The sequence below is a fragment of the Oleiphilus sp. HI0123 genome, assembly GCF_001635315.1.
Genome location: NZ_LWGE01000261.1, coordinates 1 through 719, shown reverse-complemented (window position 1 = coordinate 719; position 719 = coordinate 1). Strand labels below are relative to the sequence as shown.

At 41.9% G+C, this 719-nt stretch carries 1 protein-coding gene; it reads left to right on the top strand.

The genetic code is table 11. The features are described from left to right. Positions 1-42: 42 nt before the first annotated feature. Positions 43-719, top strand: a 677-nt coding sequence (locus A3761_RS02580) for a hypothetical protein (RefSeq protein ID WP_197472751.1), incomplete at its 3' end; no start/stop codon positions are given.

Genomic DNA, 719 nt, shown 5'->3' with positions numbered 1-719 from the left:
CTGGAACAGGCCGAAGATATTCTGACCGATTTGCTTTCTACTATGGATAATACAGATATTATTGAGCCGGAAAAAGCCGTTGTATTAGAACGGCTATCTTATGTTTTGACTCGCCAAGGCCGTTCTAACGAAGCCTATATTTACACCAAACTGTTATCCGAAGCCTTCCCGGGTTCAAATGAAGTAAAAGAGAAATATCAGCTTGCGGTCGAGAAAATGCAAGCAGGCGAATTGGATGCGTCTAAAGCAACTTTGATCGAGATATTAAATGATTATCCCTCATACAAGCTAGCGACTCAGCTACTAGGTATTATTAGCTATTTGGAAGGAGATAATACCGCAGCCTCTAAATACCTTTCAGAAAGTGTTGATCCGGAAGTCGCAAATGAGATGACGCGTCACATTTATGCGGCGACGAATCTGAAAATGAATGAGCCAAAGAAAGTGCTAGAAATACTTGAGCCTACTATTGATCGCAGTAAGGCGCCCGAAACACTTGCATTGTATGGCTTAGCAGCAATATCTGATGGTCAGTACAAAAAGGGTGAGAATGCCCTTCTGAAAGCTTTGTCGTTTGATGAAAAGAATATTCGGGTTCGCCTTGCTTTGGCAGATTACTACCGTAGTGGCCCAGGAGCGAATAAAGGTAAAGAATGGCAACAGCTAGATCAATCATACAAGCTAGATAGTTCAGATCTTCAACTGTTAAGAAGCATTGT